Source organism: Burkholderia sp. LMG 13014 (genome assembly GCF_905232215.1).
GTDB lineage: Bacteria > Pseudomonadota > Gammaproteobacteria > Burkholderiales > Burkholderiaceae > Burkholderia.
In genome coordinates this window covers 1-6,323 of the sequence record NZ_CAJNKE010000350.1, presented here as the reverse complement: position 1 = coordinate 6,323, position 6,323 = coordinate 1, and the positions used below count along the sequence as shown (strand labels likewise).

At 68.2% G+C, this 6,323-nt stretch carries 8 protein-coding genes; 3 read left to right on the top strand and 5 right to left on the bottom strand.

What is annotated here, in order from left to right; genetic code table 11:
• Window positions 1–462 (bottom strand): helix-turn-helix transcriptional regulator (locus JYJ84_RS25680; RefSeq protein WP_205189595.1); only part of this gene is annotated, 462 nt, incomplete at its 3' end.
• 195 nt (window positions 463–657) lie between these two features.
• On the opposite strand from JYJ84_RS25680, the gene JYJ84_RS25675 reads away from it, so the two are divergent.
• Both JYJ84_RS25675 and JYJ84_RS25670 read left to right on the top strand, forming a co-directional pair.
• Window positions 658–795 (top strand): hypothetical protein, encoded by a 138-nt coding sequence (locus tag JYJ84_RS25675; protein ID WP_164462553.1) that lies wholly within the window; start codon window positions 658–660, stop codon window positions 793–795.
• A gap of 130 nt (window positions 796–925) precedes the next feature.
• The gene (locus tag JYJ84_RS25670) at window positions 926–1,438 is read left to right on the top strand and encodes an acyl-CoA thioesterase (protein WP_039370920.1); all 513 of its coding nucleotides are present in this window, start codon (window positions 926–928) and stop codon (window positions 1,436–1,438) included.
• A gap of 44 nt (window positions 1,439–1,482) precedes the next feature.
• On the opposite strand, the gene fumC is transcribed toward JYJ84_RS25670, so the two are convergent.
• The 3 genes from fumC to JYJ84_RS25655 all read right to left on the bottom strand — a co-directional run bounded on the left by fumC (window position 1,483) and on the right by JYJ84_RS25655 (window position 4,767).
• Window positions 1,483–2,877, bottom strand: coding sequence for a class II fumarate hydratase (gene fumC, locus JYJ84_RS25665; RefSeq protein WP_174960367.1), 1,395 nt, complete (start codon window positions 2,875–2,877; stop codon window positions 1,483–1,485).
• A 155-nt stretch (window positions 2,878–3,032) separates the two neighbouring features.
• Window positions 3,033–4,421, bottom strand: a complete 1,389-nt coding sequence (gene norM, locus JYJ84_RS25660; protein WP_175221294.1) for a multidrug efflux MATE transporter NorM — start codon at window positions 4,419–4,421, stop codon at window positions 3,033–3,035.
• 127 nt (window positions 4,422–4,548) lie between these two features.
• A complete protein-coding gene (locus JYJ84_RS25655) occupies window positions 4,549–4,767 on the bottom strand; it encodes an RNA-binding S4 domain-containing protein (RefSeq protein WP_006486208.1) in 219 nt (72 codons plus the stop codon).
• 268 nt (window positions 4,768–5,035) lie between these two features.
• Between JYJ84_RS25655 and JYJ84_RS25650 the strand changes: the two genes are divergently transcribed.
• Window positions 5,036–5,437 carry a hypothetical protein gene (locus JYJ84_RS25650; protein WP_174960363.1) on the top strand — a complete coding sequence of 134 codons (402 nt, stop codon included), beginning with the start codon at window positions 5,036–5,038 and terminating at the stop codon, window positions 5,435–5,437.
• 123 nt (window positions 5,438–5,560) lie between these two features.
• Here the strand turns inward: JYJ84_RS25650 and JYJ84_RS25645 are convergent.
• On the bottom strand, window positions 5,561–6,323 hold a 763-nt coding region (locus JYJ84_RS25645), incomplete at its 5' end, for a DUF4088 family protein (protein ID WP_205189594.1).

Sequence of the window (6,323 nt, the reverse complement as noted above, 5' to 3'; positions counted from 1 at the left end):
TTCGGTGGCCTCGATCGCATCGCCGTCGGCAAGCAGCCAGCCGCGCGCGGTGAGCCCGTCGAAGATGCGCACCGCGAGTTCGCCGGCCATGTGGTCGTAGCAGGTGCGCGCATAGCGCAGTTCGGCCGGGACCGTGCGGGACGGCGCCGGAACCGGGCGATGCGGCGCGGCCGCGCGGGCGACGTTCGCGAGCGCCTCGAGCGAGGCCGCGATATCGGCCGATGCGATGCGGTAGTAGCGGTGCCGGCCGCGCACGTCGAGCGCAAGCAGGCCGCCTTCGGTCAAGCGCGAGAGGTGGGCGCTTGCGGCGGACGGCGACAGCCCCGCGATCATCGTCAGTTCGCCCGCCGGTCGTGCGCTGCCGTCCATCAGCACCCACAGCATCGCGGCGCGCCCGGGGTCGGCGATCAGTGAGCCGATGCGGCTCAGGCCCGGGAAGTGGTGGTCGTCTTGGTCGGTCATCGTCGTGTCTCGTCAGGCGGGATGATCTTCAGTGTAGTGGCCGCGCGCATTCGATGTTTCGCTTTTGGCTGAAATGTCGGATGCAGTGGCGCTTGCGTCGTCGATGCGGCGAACCGGGCTGCGGCCGCTTGCGGCGCGCGCGTAGAATGGCCGAAAGCGGCGGCAGCGGGCTGCCGCATGTGACACGATGCAACGATGAAGACGATTTTCTGTTTGCTGGCGGCCGCGCTCGTCTGTGCAGCCTGTGCGCAGGGCGGTGGCGCGACCGGCGAGCGCGGCGGCAGCATCGAGATGTACGGCACGATCGATCAGGGCATCACGGTGCGCCATTGACCGGTGCCGGCCGCGTGCGCACCGGGCTTGGCCCCGGCAGCCGCGCCACACGGGGCGCCCCGCGACGCGTTGCCGCAGCGCAACGTATAATGGCCCGATTACAGCGCCCCTGCCGCCTGGAGCCAACAAGATGTCCCAACCGTCCCCCGTACCGGCCGCCCTCGACCGCACCGAAACCGTATTCCGCTTCCTCGCCGAGCCGTCGTCCGTGAACTTCGGCGGCAAGGTGCATGGCGGCGCGCTGATGAAGTGGATCGACGAGGTCGCGTATGCATGCGCGGCCGTCTGGTCGAGCCGCTATTGCGTGACGGTCAGCGTCGGCAACATCCGTTTCCAGCGTCCGATCATGGTCGGCAATCTGGTCGAGCTGAAGGCGCGCGTCGTCGCGACGGGCCGCACCAGCATGCACATCCATGTGTCCGTGCATGCCGGCGATCCGAAGGGCGGCATGCTGCGCCAGACGACCGATTGCCTCGTCGTGTTCGTCGCGGTCGACGAGAACGGCAACCCGGTACCGGTGCCGCCGTTCGTGCCCGAGACCGACGAGCAGAAGGTGCTCGCGAAATATGCGGCCGACGTGCGGGCCGCGCTCGACAAGATCGTCGAGATGAAACCGGAAGAAGTCGCGAAGGGCGCAGTCTGAGCGCTGCGGGCGCCGCGCATCGCGCCGCGCCCGTTTTCCTGCCGTTACTGCGACCCGATCATCTGCTCGGGACGTACCCACGCATCGAATTCCGCCTCGGTCAGGTAGCCGAGCGCGAGCGCGGCCGCCTTCAGCGTCGTGCCTTCCTTGTGCGCCTTCTTCGCGATCTGTGCTGACTTGTCGTAGCCGATGTGCGGATTGAGCGCCGTCACGAGCATCAGCGATTCGTTCAGCAGCAGGTCGATCCGCGAGCGGTTCGGCTCGATGCCCACCGCGCAGTGGTCGTTGAAGCTCTGCGCACCGTCGGCGAGCAGCCGCACCGACTGCAGCACGTTGTGCGCGATCATCGGCCGGAACACGTTCAGCTCGAAATTGCCGCTCGCGCCGCCGACGTTGACCGCGACGTCGTTGCCGAACACCTGGCAGCACAGCATCGTCACGGCTTCGGATTGAGTCGGATTCACCTTGCCCGGCATGATCGAGCTGCCCGGCTCGTTCTCCGGAATCGACAGCTCGCCGAGCCCGCAGCGCGGCCCGCTCGCGAGCCAGCGGACGTCGTTCGCGATCTTCATCAGGCCGGCTGCCACCGTCTTCAGCGCGCCGTGCGCGAACACCAGCGCATCCGCGGCCGCCATTACCTCGAACTTGCTCGGTGCCGTCACGAACGGCAGCTTCGCGAGCCGGCCGATTTCATCGGCGACGCGCACCGCGAACTCCGGATGCGCGTTCAGCCCCGTGCCGACCGCGGTGCCGCCGAGCGCGAGTTCGTACAGGTGCGGCAACGCCGATTCGACGTGACGGATGCCCTGGTCGAGCTGCGCAACGTAGCCGGAAAACTCCTGGCCGAGCGTGAGCGGCGTCGCGTCCTGCAGGTGCGTGCGGCCGATCTTCACGATGTCGGCGAACGCCTTCGACTTCGCGTCGAGCGTCGTGCGCAGCGTGCGCAGCGCCGGCAGCAGGTGGTTGACGATCGCATACGCGGCCGCGACGTGCATCGCGGTCGGGAATACGTCGTTCGACGACTGGCCGCGGTTCACGTCGTCGTTCGGATGAACCTTGCGCGCTTCGCCGCGCTCGCCGCCCATCAGCTCGCTCGCGCGATTCGCGATCACCTCGTTGAGGTTCATGTTGGTCTGCGTGCCGGAGCCCGTCTGCCACACGGCGAGCGGGAATTCGCGCGGATGCTTGCCGGCGATGATCTCGTCGGCCGCGTCGATGATCGCGCGCGCCTTGTCGTCGGCCAGCACGCCGAGCGACTGGTTCACGGCCGCCGCGGCGCGCTTGACGATCGCGAGCGCGTGGATCAGCTCGGGCGACTGCTTTTCGGTCGAGATTTTGAAATTCTGCAGCGAGCGCTCGGTCTGCGCGCCCCAGAGCCGGTCGGCCGGCACGGCGATTTCGCCGAACGTATCGCGTTCCATCCGAACTGCTTCGTTCATGATCCACTCCTCCAGGAAAGGGGAAAGGCCGCGCGTCGCCGCGCGGCATCAGACGTAATCAGACGTATCGTGAGGCAGTCGCGCCGCTCGCGCGGCGTCTTGAGATCTTCAGCCGACTAGCATAGCGCCGGCTGGAATTTCGCGTCGTGTCGCGCTCAGTGCCGCGACGTCACGAGCGACGCACTCTTCAGGTGAAAGCGCCACGCCATCAGCACGGCCACGCTGGCGAGGCCGGCCGCGAGGCCCCACCAGAGGCCGCGGGCACCGAGGCCCACGTGGAACGCGAACCAGTAGCCGGTCGGAAAGCCGATGCCCCAGTAGCCGAGCGTCGCTGCGAGCATCGGGATGCGCGTGTCCTTCAGGCCGCGCAGCGCACCCGACGCGACGGTCTGCGCGCCGTCGACGATCTGGAACACCGCGGCGATGCCGAGCAGCGCCGCGGCGAGCGACACCGTGGCCGCGTTGGCCGGATCGCCGAGGTTCAGGTACAGGCCGACGATCGCGTGCGGCGCGGCGATCAGCACGATGCCCGACAGCGACATGAACGCGACACCGAGGCCGAGTGCGACGAAGCCCGCATGCCGCGCGGCGACGGGTGCCCCCGCGCCGACCCAGTAGCCGACCCGCACGTTGGCGGCCTGGCCGATCGCGAGCGGCACCATGAATGCCACCGATGCGACGTTCAGCGCGATCTGGTGGGCGGCAAGCGCCGTCGCGCCGAGTACGCCGATCGTCAGGCCGGTTGCGAGGAACAGTGTCGATTCGACCCCGTACGTGATCGCGACCGGCCAGCCGATGCCGATCAGTTCGCCCATCATGGGCAGCTTCGGGCGCGCGGCGGTCACGAAGTGACGGAAGCGCTGCCGGCCGTGCAGCAACCAGATCAGTGCGAGCGCGGTGAGCCAGATCGTGATGGTCGTCGCCACGGCCGAACCGAGGAAGCCGAGGCGCGGCAGCCCGAACGCGCCGTGGATCAGCCCGTAGTTCAGCACGCCATTGACGCCGACGCCGCCGATCGACACCCACAGCAGCCGGCGTGCGGCGCCGATCGCGGGCAGGAATGCGCGCATCAGCCCGACGCCGATCAGGCTGCCGAGCGCGGCGAAGCGCAGGATGCCCGTGTATTCGCCGACGTGATGCGCGAGCAAGGGCGGCTCGTGGAACATCAGCAGGATCGGTTCGGACAGCGACAGCGCGATGATGGCCGGGACCGCGAGCAACACGGACAGCGCGAAGCCGGTCCAGTAGATGTGCGGGACGCGCTCGTCGGCCTTGGCACCGCGTGCATGCGCGACGCTGACGCTGACCGACGACAGCACGCCTTGCAGCACGGTCACGATGACGAAGAAGAAGTTCGCGCCGAGCCCGCCCGCCGCGAGCGAATCGGGGCCGAGCGAGCCGAGCAGCACCGTGTCGGTGACGCTCATCGCCATCTGCGAGAGCTGCGCGATCGCGAGCGGCGCGGCGAGGCGCGCGGTATCGGCGGCATGACTGGACAGGGACGGCGGCGCGGCGGCCGTCCGCGTAAGACCGGAATGCGACATGGAATGGGCGCTCGCGCGGGTGCGGGCCCGCGCTATATGTATTTATTTTGAGAGACGGTTAGCTTACGGCTTTATTCGAACCGTGTCGAACGCGCGCACCGATGGCCATGTCGCAGGCAGGGGAACGCTAGGCTTCGCGTACGGCGATGCGCGTGTCGCCGAGCAGGACGACCTGGCCCGCGCGGATCTTGCAGGTCTTGCGCAGCTCGACCGCGCCGTCGACTTTCACCGCGCCGGACGCGACGATCAGCTTCGCGGTGCCGCCGCTGTCAGCGAGGCCGGTGATCTTGAGAAGGTTGTGCAGCTCGACGTATTCGCCGGTCAGCGTGAAATCCAGATTGGGCATGGCGAAGAAGGGGCGCAAAGCGCGGGAGGAATCGCCCCGCATCATACGGCACCGCGGGCCGGCGCGCGAGCGCGGTCGGCTGCCGCATGCAGTTGTTAGGGAATGTGAGCCATTCGTCAGCAAATGAAACGGTGGGTAACAGTCTGAGAAATTCGAGAACCGGCCGTGCGCGCCGCGGGTCTTTTGTCGTACCTGCTGCGTGTTGCGGCGGGGCGCCACGGACCGCATCGCTGCGGTTCGGGCTCACAACTTCCTGAGGAGAATTGCCATGTCCAAGATTCGTACGATGCTGATCGGTGCCGCGCTGACGGCGTTCGCCACTTCGGCCGCATTTGCCCAGACGGGCACGGCGGTGCAGGGCGCAGCCGGTGCCGGCGTGCAGGCACAGACGCCGGCAGCGGGTGTCGGTGCAGGCGTGCAGGGCGGTGCGGGCGCGAACGTGTCGGGCAATGCGGTCGGCGGTGCAACCGATGCGGTCGGCGCGGCAGCCGACGGCGCGAAGGATACGGCGTCGTCGGCCGTCCATTCGGCCAAGAAGCACGCGAAGCATGCCGCGAAGTCGGCCAAGGGCCATGCCGGCTCGGCCAAGGCGAAGACCGGTGAAGCGGCCGAAGGCGGCGCAGCGGTCGGCGCGGAGGGCGGTGCATCGGCCCAGGGCGCTACGCAGTAAGCGATGCCCGATGCCGCGCGACGCTCGTCCCGGACGGCGCGTCGCGACGGCGGCCTTCCGACGGCCCGGTTCGCGTTGCGCGACCCGGGCCGTTTTCATGGGTTGATGCGCTGGGGCGCGCCGTTACTGCCGGCGTTGACTTTGCCCTTGCCCCTGTCCTTGCGCCGGACGCACGGCAGACGGCGTGAATACGTTGCGCAGCCACGCGGCGAGCCGGGCGAAGACGTCGTACGGCTCCTCGACGAAGATCTCCGGCTTCAGCAGCCGCAGGTATTCCATGATCTGCTGCGCTTCCTGTTTCTGGAACGAGCCATGCGAGAGCCCGAGCCGCAGCAGCCCGCGCAGTTCGCCGAGCTTGTCGCGCGCGGTGCTGCCGACACTCATCTCGCACGCGAGCTTGGCCTCGTAGACCCGTTGTCGCAGCGATTCCGCGAGCCGCCATGCCGGCGTCTGCATCAGTTCCTCGAGCGTCTGGATGTCTTGCGCCGCCCCTTTGATCTGCGAGGCGAGCGGGTCGATCAGCGACGGGTCGCCCTGCGCTTCGGCGACGATCGCCTTCGCCCAGTCGCGGCAAGCCTTCGCGAGTTCGTCGGGGGTCCATTCGGAGCGCGACGCGAAGCCGAAGCCGAATTCGCCGGCCTGTCGCATCAGGATCGCGACGACGTCCGGAAATTCCTTGTCGAGCGTGCGCTTTGCCCACGCGTACTGGCCGCCCTCCAGCATCCGCTGCACCGCGTGCTCGGTCAGCGGCACCATGTTGTCGAGCAGTTTGGCGCGCAGGAAATCCTCGAACGACGGCGTCGCGAACTGCGGGTCGAGTTTCAGCGACACGCGGACGAACGCGTCGTAGTCCTTGCGCAGGGACTCGAGTGTGTCGTCCTTGAGG

Bases quoted from the DNA above. Each gene is read 5' to 3' on its own strand.
- JYJ84_RS25675 (WP_164462553.1), top strand. From the start codon at position 658: ATGAAGACGATTTTCTGTTTGCTGGCGGCCGCGCTCGTCTGTGCAGCC.
- JYJ84_RS25670 (WP_039370920.1), top strand. From the start codon at position 926: ATGTCCCAACCGTCCCCCGTACCGGCCGCCCTCGACCGCACCGAAACC.
- fumC (WP_174960367.1), bottom strand. From the start codon at position 2,877: ATGAACGAAGCAGTTCGGATGGAACGCGATACGTTCGGCGAAATCGCC.
- norM (WP_175221294.1), bottom strand. From the start codon at position 4,421: ATGTCGCATTCCGGTCTTACGCGGACGGCCGCCGCGCCGCCGTCCCTG.
- JYJ84_RS25655 (WP_006486208.1), bottom strand. From the start codon at position 4,767: ATGCCCAATCTGGATTTCACGCTGACCGGCGAATACGTCGAGCTGCAC.
- JYJ84_RS25650 (WP_174960363.1), top strand. From the start codon at position 5,036: ATGTCCAAGATTCGTACGATGCTGATCGGTGCCGCGCTGACGGCGTTC.